Source organism: Streptomyces sp. SS7 (assembly GCF_037993025.1).
In the GTDB taxonomy this organism is placed as follows: Bacteria; Actinomycetota; Actinomycetes; order Streptomycetales; family Streptomycetaceae; genus Streptomyces.
Window position 1 is genome coordinate 5,639,214 of sequence record NZ_CP141223.1, and the last position, 14,871, is coordinate 5,654,084.

Consider the following 14,871-nt stretch of genomic DNA (forward strand, 5'->3'; position numbering starts at 1 on the left):
CGCGGCCCGCCAACACCTTTTTCCGCAGGCGGGACGAGCCGAGCCGCCGGCCGGTCTCACCGCCCGTTTCAGCGTGTTCCCGGTCGCCCAGGGCGGTGAAACGACGCTGAAAGGCCGCTGAACGCGGCGCCCCGCAGACTCCGGGGCATGACGACGACCCACACCACCGCCATCGCGGCCACGGGGCTGCGGAAGTCCTTCGGGGACAGAACGGTCCTGGACGGCATCGACCTGCACGTGCCCGCCGGCACGGTCTTCTCCCTGCTCGGCCCGAACGGGGCCGGCAAGACGACCGCCGTCAAGATCCTCTCCACGCTCATCACCGCCGACGCCGGCGAGATCCGCATCGGCGGCCACGACCTGCGCACCGACCCGCAGGCCGTGCGCGCCGCGATCGGGGTCACCGGGCAGTTCTCCGCCGTCGACGGCCTGATCACCGGCGAGGAGAACATGCTCCTCATGGCGGACCTGCACCACCTGCCGCGCAGCGAGGGCCGGCGGGTCGCCGCCGCCCTGCTGGAACGCTTCGACCTCACCGACGCCGCGAAGAAACCCGTCTCGACCTACTCCGGCGGCATGAAACGCCGCCTCGACCTCGCCATGACCCTGGTCGGCAGCCCCCGGATCATCTACCTCGACGAACCCACCACCGGCCTCGACCCCCGCTCCCGCCACAACATGTGGCAGATCATCCGCGAACTCGTCTCCGACGGCGTCACCGTCCTGCTCACCACCCAGTACCTGGAGGAGGCCGACGAACTCGCCGACCGCATCGCCGTCCTCCACGGCGGCGCCCTCGTCGCGGAAGGCACCGCCGAGGAACTCAAACGCCTCGTCCCCGGCGGACACGTCCGCCTCCGCTTCACCGACCCCGCCGTCTACCGGCACGCCACCGCCGAACTGCGCGAGGTCACCCGCGACGACGAGGCACTCGCCCTGCAGATCCCCTGCGGCGGCAGCCAGCGCGAACTGCGCTCCCTCCTCGACCGGCTGGACACCGCCGGCATCGAGGCCGACGAACTCACCGTCCACACCCCCGACCTCGACGACGTCTTCTTCGCCCTCACCGGCCCCGCCGACCGTCCCGCCCAGCCCGAGGAGACCGTCCGATGAACACCCTCGCCCTGGCCGTCCGCGACTCCTCCACCATGCTGCGCCGCAATCTCCTGCACGCGTGGCGCTACCCGTCCGCGACCCTGAACCTGCTGCTCACCCCGATCATGATGCTGCTGCTCTTCGTCTACATCTTCGGCGACGTGATGAGCACGGGCATCGGCGGCGGTGGCGCGGACCGCTCCGACTACATCGCCTACATCGTCCCCGGCATCCTGCTGATGACCGTCGGCAGCACCGTGATCGGGGCCGCGGTGTACGTCTCCATGGACATGAACGAGGGTCTGATCGCCCGCTTCCGCACGATGGCCGTCTACCGCGGCTCCGTGATCGTCGGGCATGTCCTCGGCAGTGTGATCCAGTCGATCGCCAGCGTGGTCCTCGTCGGCGCCGTCGCCGTGGCCATCGGCTTCCGCTCCACCGACGCCACCCTCCTGGAATGGCTCGCGGCGTTCGCCCTGGTCGCGCTCTTCGCCCTGGCGCTCACCTGGATCGCGGTCGGCATGGGCCTGGCCAGCCCGAACCCCGAGGCGGCCAGCAACATGGCGATGCCGCTGATCCTCCTGCCGCTCATCTCCAGCGCCTTCATCCCGGCCGACACGATGCCCGGCTGGTTCCGGCCGATCGCCGAGTACCAGCCGTTCACCCCGGCCATCGAGACCCTGCGCGGCCTGCTCCTCGGCACCGGGATCGGCAACAACGGCTGGATCGCGCTCGCCTGGTGTGCCGGCCTCACCGCGCTCGGCTACCGCTGGTCGACCGCGCAGTTCAACCGCGACTCGAAATGAGCGCGCGGGTCGCCTCCCACAACCCGTCCCACCCCAGGGCGGCGTACTCCGACACCGCGTCGGCGTACGCCGCCCCGTCGGCCTCCCGCGCGGCCCGCCGGGCCCGGTCGGCGGACATCGTCGGGAACGTCTGCGGCACCTGCATCCGCCCCGCCAGCACCAGCAGCGGTACCGCCGAGGGGTCGCCCGCGTGGAGCCGCACCAGACCGAGGGCCAGTACGTCGATGCCGGACCCCGCGGTCCCCCCGGCCGGGCGGGAGGCGCCGTCGAGCAGCCGGTCCTCCAGCTCGGCCACCAGCTCGGCCACCGGCTCCAGCCGCCCGGCGTACGCGTGCGCGGCCACCGCGTAGGCCGCGATCGCCCGCGCCCACACCTCCGTGGTCGGGTCGACCGGCGGCGAGTCGCCCCCGCGCAGCCGCTCCACGGCCGTCCGCCACCGCCGCAGACCCACCTCGGTCAGCCCGCGGGCCAGCGCGATCTCGGCCCGCGCGGCCAGGTCGGTCGCCACGGCCGAGGTCTGCTCCGCCGGCTGGCTCCGCTCCACGCGCCGCAGCCACTCCTCCGCCTCGTCCGGCTCACCGCGCTGCAGGCAGGCCAACGCCAGCCCCCGGTGCAGACCCGTCATGGGCGACTGGTCGTTCAGGTGCTGCAGGGTCTCCAGCGCGGCCAGCAGATGCCGGTACGCCTCCTCGCCCAGGCCGGCGTCCGCGCACAGCTCGCTGCACCGGGAGTGGCCGAGCAGCCTGAGCGACGGGTTCGGCACGGCGTCGACCGCGGCGAGCAGCCGCCGGGCGGAGGACAGCGCACGCTCCGGCTGGTGCTCGTACTCCCAGAGGTAGCTGGCCACACACTCCGCGACGCCCGCCAGCAGCGGCGCCTCGCTCGCGCACAGGGCCCGCAGCGCCTCGTAGCCGGGCGGACGCATGTCCGGAAGGGCGCACAGCACGACGGCGAGCGCCCGCAGCAGGGTGTCCGGCTCCGCGGGCGGCAGCCGGCGCAGCGTGACGAGATGGCGCGCCCGCAGCGGGCCGTACCCGATGAACGGGGCGGCGGTGCACAGCGCGCTGAGGGTGCGGGTGACGTCGGTGTACCGCGCGTCGGGGCGGTAGTGCGACAGCGGCGCCGCGGTGTCGTCGGCCAGGGTCAGGACCCGGTGGAAGCTGGTGGCGTCGGTGAGCCAGATGCCGGCCAGCACCGCACCGGCCGCCGCGACCGTGTCCCCGTCCCCGCGGGCGAGGGCACAGCGCAGGGCGAGGACCAGGTTGTCCTGCTCGGCGCGCAGCCGTGCCCAGTGCCGCAGCGGCTCCGGACCGGCCATCAGATCGTGGTTGGCCCGTCCGAAGTCCCGCGCCCAGCCGAGGAACCGGTCGGTGACCGCCCCCTCCTCCCCGGCGGCCGCCCGCCGGGCGGCGCTGAACTCCCGCACGGTCTCCAGCATGCGGAAGCGGATCCCGGCCGCGGTGTCGACGGCCTGCAGCAACGACTGGTCCACCAGTTGCTCCAGCAGGTACAGCGCGTCCCCGCCCTCACCCAGCAGCCGTTCCGCCGCCGCCTCGTCGAAGCCGCCGGGGAACACCGACAACGCCCGCAGCGCCGCCCGCGCGTCCTCCTCCAGCAGGTTCCAGCTCCACTCCACGACCGCGTGCAGGGTGCGATGCCGCTCGGGCGCGTCCCGGCTCCCGCCGCGCAGCAGCGCGAACCGGTCGCCCAGGCGGCGGCCGATCTCGGGTACCGACAGCACCCGCACCCGCGCCGCCGCCAGCTCCAGGGCGAGCGGCAGCCCGTCCAGATGCCCGCACAGCTCCGCCACCGCCCCGGGCGGCAGCCCGACATCGGGGCGCGCGGCCCGGGCCCGCTGCTCGAACAGCTCGACCGAGGTCGCCGGGCTCAGCTGCGGCAACGGGTACACCGCCTCCGAACTCAGCCCCAGCGGCGCCCTGCTGGTGACCAGCAGCCGCAGGTCCCTGGACCGCGCCACCAGCTCCCGCACCAGACCGGCGGCACCCCGCACGACCTGCTCGCAGTTGTCCAGCACCAGCAGCGCGGGGCCGGCACCGAGCGCGGCGACGATTCCGGCGGGCACGTCCACCCTGCCGCCGTCCGCCCCGCCGTACGACCCGACGCGCGGCGCCTCCCCGCCGACCGCCGACGCCACCTCACCGGCCACGTCCTCGTCCGCGCGGACCCCGGCCAGCGACACGAAGTGCACCACCCGCTGCTCCGCCTGCCGGCCGACGGCGTACGCGAGCCGCGTCTTGCCCAGCCCACCGGGCCCGACGATCGAGACCAGCCGCGACGAGCGCAGCAGCCCCGCCACCGCGGTGAGATCCCCGTCCCGCCCCAGCAGCGGATTCGGATCGTGCGGCACCCCGTGACGGACGACGGGGGCCTCGGCCCGCAGCAGCTCCTGCTGCACGGCCTTCAGCCGGCCCCCGGGGTCGGTGCCGAGCCCCTCACGCAGCTCGCGCCGGTACACGTCATAGCGGGCCAGCGCCGCCGAGGGCCCGGCCGTGGCCGCCTCGGCGCGCAGCAGTTCGGCCAGGACCTCCTCGTCGCGCGGCGCCCCCGCGAAGACCTCGGTCAGCGGAGCCATCGCCTCGCCGCCCCGCCCCAGCCGGGCGAGCGCGAGCGCGCGCAGGCGGACCAGGGAGTGGTAGTACGGCGCCCGCCCGGCCCGCAGCTCCGCCACCGGATCGCCCGGCGCGGCCTCGGACCCGGGCACCGCGTCCCAGTGGCCCAGGCCCTCCTCCGCGCTCGCCAGGGAGGCGGCATGATCCCCGGCCCGTGCCTGCCGGGCGCTCGCCTCGGCGCACCGCACCACCGCCGCGCTGTCGACCTGCTCCTCACCCAGCGCCAGCCGGTAGCCGGTCGGGGTGTTGACGACGACGTCGGCCCCGAGCTGGGACCGGGCCCGGGAGACCAGGATCCGCAGCGCGCCGGCCGGGTTGGCCGGCAGCTCGTCCCGCCACAGCCCGTCCACGAGCCCCGCCACACTGCGACCGGAGCGCAGCTCGCCCGCGAGCAGCGCCAGCAGCCCCCGCAGCCGGGGCGCGGTGATCTCCTGTCCGCGGTAGGCCACGCGCGACAGGAGGGTCAACTCGGTCTTCACCCGGTCAGGTTATCGACGGCGAACCACCGATGACTTCCGCCGACCGGACCGGTCTACCAGGACGCGCACACCGACAAGCGAGAGACGAGCGTGACGTGGGTCGCTGGACCCACGTCACGAGACACCGACTGGAGACCCGCCATGACCGCGCCCGCACACCCCGGCCGCATGCTGTTCGTGAACCTCCCCGTGGCCGACCTCGAACGCAGCAGGGCGTTCTTCGCCGGCCTCGGCTTCCGTTTCAACCCGCACTTCACCGACGAGACCGCCGCCTGCATGCTGGTCGGCGAGCACGCGTTCGTCATGCTGCTCACCCGCGAGAAGTTCGCGGAGTTCGCGCAACTGCCGAGCGCCGACCCCACCACGCACACGCCGGCGCTGTACTGCTTCAGCGTCTCCTCCCGCGACGAGGTCGACGAGGTCAGTGCCGCCGCACTCGCGGCGGGCGCCTCCGAGGCGGACGGCGCGGAGGACCACGGCTTCATGTACTCCCGCAGCTTCTACGACCTCGACGGCCACGGCTGGCAGGTCATGTGGATGGACCCGAAGGCGGTGGAGCAGGGCCCCGAGGCCTGCACGGCCTCCGCTCAGGACACGACCACCCCGGCCTGACCGTGCCGGCCGGCGAGGGCGGCGGCAGGGGCCCGGCGTCCTGGGTCGCCGAGCTGCTGAGCGGGCTCGGGCCGTGGTCGCGGGCGCTGCTGTCCGTATGCCTGTGCGCGCTCGCGCTGCCGTTGTTCCTCGCGGCGCAGAACACGTACCGCTTCACCGACGGGCACCGCACGAAGACGGAAGGATACGTCCACTGCACGGCGGGCGGCCCGTGCCACGGCATGTGGCACCTGCCGGGAGGGCGCCGCGGCAGCGGTGAGATCCACGGACTCTCCTTCGCCGCCGATGAGGAACTCCGGACGGACATCCCGCTGTACGCGGGCCAGGACTGGGCGGTCACCGACCGCTCCGCGCTGCTCGCCCGAGCGGCCTGGCAATCCGCCGGCACGGGCCTCGGCACGGCTCTGGTCCTGTGGATCGCCTGGAACAGGTCGTACGGCAGCGGCCGGCGGGGGGAGAGGAGGCGGGGCTGCCGTGCCGGACGCTGAGCGGGGACTTGGCCTGCCCCGGTCGCCTTCCATGTACGCGGCCGAGCATGCGGAGAGCCTTTTCCTCCCCTTGCCTGCGCCCAAGTGATCAGCTCGAACCGGGATCGGAGCTCTCGGAAGCCGCGTTCGCCGCACGGCGGTACTCGGCGTTGATGCGCTGAGCTTCCTCGAGCTGGTCCTCGAGGATGATGATGCGGCATGCGGCGTCGATCGGGGTTCCCCTGTCGACGAGCTCGCGGGCGCGGGCGGCGATCCGCAGCTGGTAGCGGGAGTAGCGGCGATGTCCGCCCTCCGAGCGCAGCGGAGTGATCAGGCGAGCCTCACCGATGGCTCGGAGGAAGGCCGGCGTGGTGCCGAGCATCGCGGCGGCCCGGCCCATGGTGTACGCGGGGTAGTCGTCGTCGTCCAGACGATCGCTGAGTGGAATATCTGCTGCCATGTCACCTCGTTGTGCAACGCGTCGAGGGGCCCTGGTGCCGAACGGCACCAGGGCCCCGAAGGAAATGAAACACCATCCGTCGGCCCTCATGCTCTGCCGACCTTCTGTTTCCGCTACCCGGCCCAGCGAGGGCGGGGGTGCGGGGATCGCGGCTGCGTGACCGGGGACCACCATCCATTCCGGGGTCTTGCGGTACCCGGACCGAGAGCTCCCCGGGCCGGGCGATCCTGATGGCGTCTGCTATTCCGTCCTTTCTCACATGACCGACCACTTGGTGAACGGGTACTGCGGTTACTGCGGTACTGCTCGGTGATGCGTTCGGCAGCCCCTCGACCTGCGGGCTGCCCAGTCCGGCTCTCAGCCCCGTCACCGTTCTGCGAACACCTTGGCTTCGGAACTCCAGAGCCGCACTGACCTGCGACTTTACGTACTGCTACCCGCCAGTTCATGTCTGCCGGGTCTCGCTTGACCGTGTCAACGAGAAAAAGACTAACCGCGCCAGGGGGCGATGTCTACTCTGGCAAGAGTAGATTTTGGCGGTCGAGGGTCACAGGTCTCCTGTGGCCGGCGATGACGGGTAAAGGCGCTGCCGTGGACGGCGAGAGCGTGGCCGTCCTCCCCGCGGTCCCGCACGCCGCGTTCGTCCCGGCCACGGTGGGCACGGGGCGTCGCCTCGTCCTCCGCTCGGCCCGGAGCGTCGTGGCCGCGGCGATACGCAGGGCGGCGATACGACGGTGAGGGCCCTGCCGACGCGCGTCGGCAGGGCCCTCACCGGGTCCTTGATGGCGGTTCTCCGCCCGTGTTCACACCTCCGGCGTGGCAGTGCCTCCGAGCAGCGCCGAAGCGGTCTGGAACGGAGTGGGGACGCACACCGGCGCGGCGTCGGGGTGGGCGTGGCAGGTGAAACCGAGGCTGGTCATGGCCCGGACGACTTCGCGGCTGGTGAAGTCGCGGCGGTCCTGCCGGGTGATGACCTGGCCCACCTGCTTGACCGGGTAGCGGCGGCGGCCGATGGTCACGGACTCACCCGTGACGAGCTCGGGAGTGATGCCCTTCATCGAGGCCAGCACCCCGTTCTTGGTGAGCTCGAACGGGTACCGGGCGATGACACAGCGCATGATGCCTCACAGAGGAGAAGGAGAAAGGGCCGCACGGGTGGGACCGATCAGCGGGCGAGAGCGGGGACGCCATGGGTCCGGCCATGCTCCCCGACGGCCTCGGGCCGAGTACCCGGCGCGGTGGACGGTCCGCCGAGGATGTCCCGTAGACGGATCCGGTCCGTGTAGGTGGGGCTGCCGCGGAGAACGGCGAGCCGGGCCAGGGTGATCAGCCCCGTGCTCTGGTCGTCCCCGTCGCACAGGACGAGGTGGTTGACACGGGCTCCGGCCATGAGGGACAGAGCCACCTCGACCGTCATGTCGTCACGGACCCGAGGTCCGGGCATGTCCCCGTCGCCCACCCCGGGCTCGGGGGAGTGGTCCGCTGCCTGGTCCTGCGCCTGAGTCGTCGTCATGGTGCCTCCTGCCGGAAGGGATGGGCTGGTGATCACAGGCGGCTCTAGGCGGCCGACCCGAAGCGGGGCTGCCGCTGTGCCCTGCGGCGCGCCGCTTCGCCGACGGGCCCGCCCTGTCCGGCGTGACCCCGGCGGCCCCGACGGCCCCGGGACGGGGAAGACGCGCCACGGGGACGTTCCGCGTCCGGCGCGGCGATGACGACCGGGACGCCGGAAGGCGCCTGGGCACCGGTGATGCGGCTCAACTCCGCCTCGCCCGACCGCACCCGGGCGATCCGGGGGGTGATGCCCGCCGCGGTCATCAGCCGGCTCATGCCGCGACGCTGATCAGGGGTCACCAGGGTGACGACGCTGCCGGACTCGCCCGCACGGGCCGTACGACCGCCCCGGTGCAGGTAGTCCTTGTGGTCGCTGGGCGGATCGACATTGACGACGAGATCGAGGTTGTCGACGTGGATCCCGCGCGCCGCGACGTTGGTGGCCACCAGGACCGTCACCTGCCCGCTCTTGAACTGGGCCAGGGTCCGCGTGCGCTGCGGCTGGGACTTACCACCGTGCAGGGCGGCGGCGCGGACACCGTTGCTCAGCAGGTGCGCGGTCAGCCGGTCCACCGCGTGCTTGGTGTCGAGGAACATGATCACTCGACCGTCTCGCGCCGCGATCTCGGTGGTCGTCCGGTGCTTGTCCGCGTCATGAACATGGAGTACGTGATGCTCCATCGTGGTGACCGCGCCCGCTGACGGGTCGACGGAGTGCACGACCGGATCTGTCAGGTAGCGGCGGACCAGCAGGTTGACGTTGCGGTCCAGGGTGGCCGAGAAGAGCATCCGCTGCCCGTCGGGACGTACCTGGTCGAGCAGGGCGGTGACCTGGGGCATGAAGCCCATGTCGGCCATCTGGTCGGCCTCGTCGAGGACCGTGACGGCGACCTCGTCCAGCCGGCAGTCGCCCCGCTCGATGAGGTCCTTGAGTCGCCCGGGCGTCGCGACGACCACCTCGGCCCCGGAGCGCAGCGCACCGGCCTGTCTGCCGATGGACATCCCTCCGACGACGGCGGCCATCCGCAGGCTCACGGAGCGGGCGTACGGAGTGAGCGCGTCGGTGACCTGCTGGGCGAGCTCGCGGGTGGGAACGAGGACAAGGGCGAGCGGCTGCCGTGGCTCGGCACGCCGCCCCGCCGTACGGGCCAGCACGGCGAGGCCGAAGGCGAGGGTCTTGCCCGAGCCGGTGCGGCCGCGGCCGAGTACGTCACGACCGGCCAGGGAGTTCGGCAGGGTCGCCGCCTGGATCGGGAAGGGTACGGTCACCCCTTCGTGGCCGAGCGCGGCCAACAGCCGTGCGGGCATGGCGAGATCGGCGAACGACCCGACGGCGGGCAGCGGGGGTGTGAGCGTCTTCGGGGGCGTGAACTCGCCCTGCAGGGCTCGTCCCGGCTGTCGTTTTCCGTAGGCGCTGGAACGGCGCGGACCACCGGAGCGGTCATATGTGCGGGATGTACGGGCACGCTGCATGCGGAACCTTCCTTGGCGGGCACGTGGCAAGGAATTCCCGCAGAAAATGAGCGGCGCAGAGAATTTCGAGACGAGCCGAAGTCGATGTGGGGCGAGTCGGAGCCTTCCCGTCGCGCGCCCTGAAAAGCAGCGAGCTGGGGCCCGCACCCCAGAGGTGCGGGCCCCAGCTGCGAAGTCTGCGTCAGCGCAGGGGTCAGGCGGGAACGATGTTCTCGGCCGTCGGACCCTTCTGGCCCTGAGCGATGTCGAACGACACCTTCTGGCCTTCCAGCAGCTCACGGAAGCCCTGGGCGGCGATGTTCGAGTAGTGGGCGAAGACGTCGGGGCCGCCGCCGTCCTGCTCGATGAAGCCGAAACCCTTTTCCGCGTTGAACCACTTCACGGTGCCAGTAGCCATGTCATTTCTCCTTCGGAGGCGGTGTCAGGAATTCGCCCTGTGCGAATTCCGTGTCGCCGTGATGATCACCCCGTCGGAAATGAACCTACTGGTAACCACACCTGCAACTGAGATCGACAGTAGCACGGTGCGACCGGCCCTGCGCGGTCGAAAATTCCGAGTCGACCGACCGATGAGGAATACTGGCCGTGCCCGGCGTCTATTTCTCATGTCGTGGACACAGATATTGCTCTTCCGTGGAGCGGATTTTCTGCCGCGCACGTCCGCCCGCAGCCCCATGACCTCCGCCGTCGGAGGGTGTGCCGCCGCCACCGTCGTCAGGGGGGTGGCGCAGCGCCGAACCACCCGGTACTCCGCTGCCGCGATGAAGGTCACATCCCCTGCGAGGAACGCGACGCCGGTGGCCGGCAGGCAGTCGGACGGGACCACCCGCACCCGGGCAGGCACGTCGGCCACCGCTGCGGCGGGCCGCGGCCTGCCGAGAGCCCGTGGCTCCCCAGCTGTTTCCCGGGAGGCTCGGGCAGGGAGCGACCGGGCGCCGTCTCGGTCACGCCGTTCAGTCACCCTGTGGGGGTGCAGCCGAATCTTCCTTCTCCTCCATGAAGCGGATGCCCTCATGGGTCAGCGAGGCGGTGGCGGGAGTCTTGTGTGATGTCCAGTCGACGGTGATCAGGCCGGCGTCGGCCAGGTAGGCGCATGCCGCGGAGAGGTCCGCGTCGGGAAGACGGACCTCGTCACGGAGCATCGCTCCGCTGACCTCGGGACTGTTGCGTTCGACCGCCCCGTACAGGGTTCGGAGAATTGCTGTGCGATAGGTCTTGCGTTCACGGAGTGTCGTCATGGCTGTCGCTCTCGGGCTCGTGGCCGACGGTGCGGGCCTGACAGGGGCGGCAGGCTCCGTAGCCGTCGACGTCTTGTCGGTCTCCGGAGTCGCCGCGACGAGGTGGGCCCAGGCGTTGCCCGCGGCGGCCCATGGGCATCCACGGTCACCTCCTGCGGGCGGTGGCGCTGAGGGCATGGTGCAGCGACCGCTCGCAACGTCCGGCGTCCGGCTGCCGCCGCGCTTCCGCATACGCCCATACCCCGAAGCGTATGCCGCGGCAGTGATTCCCACCGTCGAAGCAGTGACCGGGGTCGGGCCGATCCCGGAGATTCCGGCCCCCCGGCGTTGCGGAGTAGCGTGACAGGAGCGAGGCGTCCCGTGTTCGCACCGGTTCCGGAAGACGGGTGGTCCCTTATGACCGACTCCGATTCGCCCCCTGTTTCCCGGCAGCTGCCGAGTGGCGTTCACGCGGCTGTGCGACCGGGGTGTGCGCTGCTCCGGCTGGAGACGACGCGGTCGCGTGAAGGTGTCCTGGACGGTGCGTGGTGGCCGCGGTCGCGCGACATCGGTGCCGAGCTGCCCGCGCTGCTGAGCGCTCTCGTCGCACATCTCGGCCCCGTGACGCGCGTCGGGCTGGACTCCGCTGCCTGGGAAGGGCTCCCGACGCGGATCGTCGTCGACGACCGGGTGGTGCACGTCGACTCCTTCCCGGTGGGCGATGACACCGTCCTGATCACCCGCGGCGCCCAGGACGTGTTCTCACTGCTGGTGGTCCCGCCGCACACGACACCGGAGGCCGCGCGTGCCGCGATGGCCCAGGCCGTCCGGGCGGACAACATCAGCCAGGCGGAACAGATCCTCATCGACACCGGGAGCAGAGAGGAGCCGTCCGGCTGACGAGCCGTCCCGTCCCTGGGCCGAGGCCGACGAACGACGGCGACGGAGGTCATCCACGCCACTCCACCATGAGCAGCGTCGCGTCGTCCGTGGTGTGTCCGCCCCGCGCCCGCTTGAGCGTGTGGGACAGGGAGCGGGTCACCGCCCGGACGCCGCGACCGCTTCTCTCCAGCTGGTCGACACAGGTGATCAGCTGGTCCTCCCCGAACTCCTCCCTGCTCATCTTGTGCTCCTCGACGAGCCCGTCGCTGAAGCAGAGGACGCGGTCCCCGCGCTCCAGTCCCAGTTCGCTGATCAGTGGCTCCGCACCGCCCAGGCCGACAGGGAGGGTCGTCGGGGCGTCCAGACGGCCCACGACGCGGTGGTTGCGGACGAGGATCGCCGACGGGTGCCCCGCGTTGACCCACTGGACCCGTCCTGTCGTCGTGTCCAGCTGCATCATCTGCGCGGTGACGAAGTGCTCGGGACCGAACTGCTCCGCCACGGCGCGGTCCATGGAGTCGTAGATCTGCGCCAGCCCGATGCCGGCGCGGCGGGCGTGCCGGTAGGCGCCGATGGCCACCGTGGCCATCGTGGCCGCGTCCAGGCCGTGCCCCATTGCGTCGATCACGACCACGTGGAGGATGTCCCCGTTGAGCGCGTAGTCGAAGCTGTCACCCGCCACGTCGTAGGCGGGTTCCAGGATCCCGGCCACGGCGACCCTGGGCATGATCATCGCCAGCGGTGGCAGCAGGGACCACTGGATCTCAGCGGCGACGCTCATCGGCTCGTCACGTCGGGTGGCGAAGAACAGGTCGGAGTAGCCGTGCTTGGTCACCAGCAGGTCGGCCACCAGACCGGAGATCCTGTGCAGCAGGCGGCGGTCGTGGTCGTCGACCCTCTCCAGCGTCACCACCATGACACCCACCTGGTCACCGCCGTCCAGCAGCGGCAGGTGGACCCGTACGCCGTCGTCGCCGGACACCTCGACGCGGAGGGCGTCGAGAAAGCAGCGGCCCGCGTCGGAATCGTCGATCAGCTGCGGCGCCCCGTCCGCGAGGCCGTCGCCGGGCAGGGGTACGAGCATCAGCTGGCCGTAGTCCTGCAGGAGAATCTGCGGACGGCGGCCCCCCAGCCGCTCCACCACGTCGGCGACCAAGGGCCCGATGAGATGGGGAGGAAGCTCGTGCGCACGGTCGAGAACCGCTCCCAGCAGCGCTTCCCCGAAGCTCTCGGAGCGGTCCGCGCCCCGTCCGGGCATCATCCGCCCACTCGCCGTGGTCCGGGCGGACGGGGCGCCGCGGTGGGGGACGACGAAGAGACCGTTCGTGCCATGGCTCCACCCGGTTGCGTCGACGACCGGACCGGTCGGCCGGTCACGTGGGCCCGACCGCGTCGGGCCTCTCACCTGAGTCCGGGGCCTCCTTCCGGCTCCTCTGCCGCTTCTGTGTCGAGGCCGTTCTCGACGAGTGCCAGGATGCGTGGAGCCGACAGCGGGTTCTCCGGGTCGGCGGCGGCGGTCAGCATCCGGGCGGCCGCTCCGGCCGGTTCGTCGGGTGGGATGACCAGCAGTTCCCAGCGTCCCGTGCTGCTGCAGTCCAGGGTGATGGCATGCGCTTCGGCGGCGCGGTCGCTGCGGACCACCTCGATCACGTGGCCGGGCGCCATCACTGTCCGCGGGGCATCGGGCCAGGACGCGGGGTCCACGCTGACCCGGGTGACGGTGCCGATGGCCGGGTCCAGTGAGCCGACCAGCGCGGGCAGCTCCAGTTCCAGTGCGTCGCAGCGCGGCCACCACGCTCCGTCCAGCGGGCCGTGGCTGACGCCCGGCGTGAGGCTCAGACGGGGCAAGGGCATCCGGTAGGTGTGCGCGTCACCTGGTGGTGTGCCTTCGGCGGGCTCTGTGCGGGTGTCCATCGTGCGATCCCGTCCCGGGCGGCACCTTCGGCTGCCCGCGCGTCTCTCACTCGCCGGGAACGGCCTCGCCTGGTCGTGCGGCCGAAAAGCTCTCGGTAACTGTCAGAGTACTCCCGGCCGTGACGCACGGCGCGGGGCTCAACCGCCGCGCGGAGGGCGCATCCGTACAGCAGCGGCGGGTGGCATGACTGCCGCGGCTGGTACGGCGCTGGGGGCCACGGGGCCGGGCAGACGCAAACGGCCCCGGACGACGAGTCCGAGGCCGGTTGATGCGCCTCCCGGTGAGAAATCCCAGGTGAGCGGTAATGCGAGGGGTCCCGACCTGCGTCAGCCTCCGGCGAGGTTGCCTCTGGCTGACGGGGGGTGGGTACCTGCGTCAGCGTACGTCGACGAAGTCTTCCGCCGACTTCAGCGCCGCTGTCGTGCTGGTGCCGGCGAAGCTCCAGCGCCAGTAGCCGTCGGAGGCGGCCTTGACGCTCGCCTTCAGCTTGCCCGCCGCGTCGCTCGTCACGGTCTTGACCGTCGTGTAGGTGCTGCTGCCCTTGGGGCGGAACTGAAGCCTGACGGGCTGCGCGGCGTAGCCCGCGTACGTGTACCTGTCCCAGTTGGCGCGTGCCAGCTTGCCCGTGACAGTGATGGTCTTGCCCTTGACGACCGGCTCGGGCGCCGCGTCGACACTGAGCGTCGAGCGCCGCTTCACGGGGTGGGTCCCGTAGACGTCGCTGTAGGAGTCACCGTCCTTGGAGTCGAGCTGGACGTACACGTCCCAGGGGCCCGCGAGGGTGTTGCGGGGGAGGTCGATGTCACGCTCGAGCTTGACGGTGAGCTTGCAGGTGGACGTCGTGGTGCTGCTGGCGGTGCAGCTGGGGACGCCGTGGTAGGACCAGTACTCGCCGTCCTTGTCCCGATCGATCTGCAGGAATCCGCCGTTCTTGATCCCCGAGTCGTCGGAGGCGGTCACCGAGATGGTGAACGACTCCGTCCGGGACGTGCCGAAGACGATGGACTTCCCGCCGTTCACGGACACCTTTTTGATCACTACGTCGGTCTCCACCGCGTGGGCGGACGGGACGGCGAGCACGGTGCCGCACAGGGCGAGGGCGCCGGTGAGAACGGCGCTTCTGGAAGCTGAACGCATGAGTCCCCCATGGATCGGGCCGCCCGGTGACTGTCAATCCCCCAGGTCACCGGCGTGGCAGGTGGCGTGAGCATATGACACCGTGACAGTCGATCCAGCAGCGGCCTGTCCGGGCTTGCCCGCCCGGAGCCACTGGCTGAGAGACAG

At 71.5% G+C, this 14,871-nt stretch carries 16 protein-coding genes; 6 read left to right on the plus strand and 10 right to left on the minus strand.

All coding sequences use genetic code 11. The features are described 5' to 3' along the window. Positions 1-147: 147 nt before the first annotated feature. Complete coding sequence (locus U5640_RS26140) at positions 148-1,113, plus strand: ATP-binding cassette domain-containing protein (protein WP_340378175.1); 966 nt, start codon at positions 148-150, stop codon at positions 1,111-1,113. Beyond that, positions 1,110-1,901 (plus strand): ABC transporter permease, encoded by a 792-nt coding sequence (locus tag U5640_RS26145; RefSeq protein ID WP_340378176.1) that lies wholly within the window; start codon positions 1,110-1,112, stop codon positions 1,899-1,901. The genes U5640_RS26140 and U5640_RS26145 overlap by 4 nt, the downstream gene beginning before the upstream one ends. Here U5640_RS26145 and U5640_RS26150 read toward each other — a convergent pair. Further along, on the minus strand, positions 1,882-5,010 hold the full coding sequence (locus tag U5640_RS26150) for a BTAD domain-containing putative transcriptional regulator (protein ID WP_340378177.1): 3,129 nt from the start codon (positions 5,008-5,010) through the stop codon (positions 1,882-1,884). The two genes, U5640_RS26145 and U5640_RS26150, sit on opposite strands and share 20 nt — an antisense overlap. 141 nt (positions 5,011-5,151) lie before the next feature. Here U5640_RS26150 and U5640_RS26155 point away from each other — a divergent pair, with 141 nt between their 5' ends. Continuing rightward, positions 5,152-5,622 (plus strand): VOC family protein, encoded by a 471-nt coding sequence (locus tag U5640_RS26155; RefSeq protein WP_340378178.1) that lies wholly within the window; start codon positions 5,152-5,154, stop codon positions 5,620-5,622. A 2-nt stretch (positions 5,623-5,624) separates the two neighbouring features. Next, complete coding sequence (locus tag U5640_RS26160) at positions 5,625-6,110, plus strand: hypothetical protein (protein WP_340378179.1); 486 nt, start codon at positions 5,625-5,627, stop codon at positions 6,108-6,110. Between the two features lie 88 nt (positions 6,111-6,198). On the opposite strand, the gene U5640_RS26165 is transcribed toward U5640_RS26160, so the two are convergent. After that, positions 6,199-6,549 (minus strand): MerR family transcriptional regulator, encoded by a 351-nt coding sequence (locus U5640_RS26165; RefSeq protein WP_340378180.1) that lies wholly within the window; start codon positions 6,547-6,549, stop codon positions 6,199-6,201. A 591-nt stretch (positions 6,550-7,140) separates the two neighbouring features. On the opposite strand from U5640_RS26165, the gene U5640_RS26170 reads away from it, so the two are divergent. After that, entirely contained in the window at positions 7,141-7,287 is a 147-nt protein-coding gene (locus tag U5640_RS26170) for a hypothetical protein (protein WP_340378181.1), read from the plus strand. A 65-nt stretch (positions 7,288-7,352) separates the two neighbouring features. On the opposite strand, the gene U5640_RS26175 is transcribed toward U5640_RS26170, so the two are convergent. The 5 genes from U5640_RS26175 to U5640_RS26195 all read right to left on the minus strand — a co-directional run bounded on the left by U5640_RS26175 (position 7,353) and on the right by U5640_RS26195 (position 10,811). Then, positions 7,353-7,667, minus strand: a complete 315-nt coding sequence (locus U5640_RS26175; RefSeq protein WP_340378182.1) for an SCO5918 family protein — start codon at positions 7,665-7,667, stop codon at positions 7,353-7,355. A gap of 47 nt (positions 7,668-7,714) precedes the next feature. Then, positions 7,715-8,062, minus strand: a complete 348-nt coding sequence (locus tag U5640_RS26180; RefSeq protein ID WP_340378183.1) for a CBS domain-containing protein — start codon at positions 8,060-8,062, stop codon at positions 7,715-7,717. 44 nt (positions 8,063-8,106) lie between these two features. Further along, positions 8,107-9,573: a DEAD/DEAH box helicase gene (locus tag U5640_RS26185; protein WP_340378184.1), complete on the minus strand. Its 1,467-nt coding sequence runs from the start codon at positions 9,571-9,573 to the stop codon at positions 8,107-8,109. Between the two features lie 193 nt (positions 9,574-9,766). Then, on the minus strand, positions 9,767-9,970 hold the full coding sequence (locus tag U5640_RS26190; RefSeq protein WP_030342329.1) for a cold-shock protein: 204 nt from the start codon (positions 9,968-9,970) through the stop codon (positions 9,767-9,769). A 556-nt stretch (positions 9,971-10,526) separates the two neighbouring features. After that, a complete protein-coding gene (locus U5640_RS26195) occupies positions 10,527-10,811 on the minus strand; it encodes a hypothetical protein (protein WP_340378185.1) in 285 nt (94 codons plus the stop codon). A gap of 396 nt (positions 10,812-11,207) precedes the next feature. On the opposite strand from U5640_RS26195, the gene U5640_RS26200 reads away from it, so the two are divergent. Beyond that, positions 11,208-11,690, plus strand: coding sequence for a DUF5994 family protein (locus U5640_RS26200; protein ID WP_340378186.1), 483 nt, complete (start codon positions 11,208-11,210; stop codon positions 11,688-11,690). A gap of 49 nt (positions 11,691-11,739) precedes the next feature. On the opposite strand, the gene U5640_RS26205 is transcribed toward U5640_RS26200, so the two are convergent. The 3 genes from U5640_RS26205 to U5640_RS26215 form a co-directional block, all read right to left on the minus strand. Further along, positions 11,740-12,933, minus strand: coding sequence for a PP2C family protein-serine/threonine phosphatase (locus U5640_RS26205; RefSeq protein WP_340378187.1), 1,194 nt, complete (start codon positions 12,931-12,933; stop codon positions 11,740-11,742). A 140-nt stretch (positions 12,934-13,073) separates the two neighbouring features. Next, positions 13,074-13,586 (minus strand): DUF5994 family protein, encoded by a 513-nt coding sequence (locus U5640_RS26210; RefSeq protein WP_340378188.1) that lies wholly within the window; start codon positions 13,584-13,586, stop codon positions 13,074-13,076. A gap of 376 nt (positions 13,587-13,962) precedes the next feature. Then, the gene (locus U5640_RS26215; protein ID WP_340378189.1) at positions 13,963-14,724 is read right to left on the minus strand and encodes a hypothetical protein; all 762 of its coding nucleotides are present in this window, start codon (positions 14,722-14,724) and stop codon (positions 13,963-13,965) included. Positions 14,725-14,871: the final 147 nt, after the last annotated feature.